The 513-nt window shown below is 72.7% G+C and carries 1 protein-coding gene and 1 pseudogene; one reads left to right on the top strand and one right to left on the bottom strand.

Going from position 1 to position 513, the window contains the following annotated elements:
- A partial coding sequence (locus tag DVK00_RS22140) for a chloride channel protein (RefSeq protein WP_233560869.1) occupies positions 1 to 243 on the bottom strand: 243 nt, incomplete at its 3' end.
- Between the two features lie 27 nt (positions 244 to 270).
- On the opposite strand from DVK00_RS22140, the pseudogene DVK00_RS22135 reads away from it, so the two are divergent.
- Positions 271 to 513 (top strand): annotated as a pseudogene (locus DVK00_RS22135) (phenylalanine--tRNA ligase subunit alpha); the annotation flags it as partial.

Here is a 513-nt window from a genome sequence, read left to right as displayed (position 1 = left end):
CGTGTTGAACGTGCCCGCGATGCCCGCGGCCGCCCCGGCCGCGACGAGCGTCCGCGTGTGCCGCGAGCGAACGAACCGGCCGAAAAAGGACCCGGCGGCGCTCCCGATTTGGATGATGGGCCCCTCGCGGCCGAGCGACGCCCCGCTCCCGATGGCAACGCTCGATGCGAGCGTCTTGTAGAGGGCGATTTTCGGGCTGATGCGGCCGCCGCGGTTCAGCATCGCGTCGAGGACGCTCGGCACGCCGTGGCCCTTGACCGCGTCGGTCGTGAGCAGGACGACGACGCCGACGAGGAGGCCGCCGCGCTCGCGGCCCTCGCCGCGGGCGAGTCCGTCGACGCCGACGTGCTCGACCAGCTCGAATCGCGGCAGCTCGTGGTCCGCCACGAGCGCACCATCCGCGCCGTCACTCTCACAGACGAGGGCGTCACGGCGCTGATGGAGGGCGTCGAGGCGGCGGAGACGGTCGACCGCCTCACGCCCGAGCTGCTCACCTCCGGCGAGTGGGAAGAC

Source organism: Haloarcula sp. Atlit-47R (assembly GCF_003665985.1).
Taxonomy (GTDB): domain Archaea; phylum Halobacteriota; class Halobacteria; order Halobacteriales; family Haloarculaceae; genus Haloarcula; species Haloarcula taiwanensis.
The sequence above is the reverse complement of the archived record's forward strand: the minus strand, read 5'-3'. Positions and strand labels throughout refer to the sequence as shown.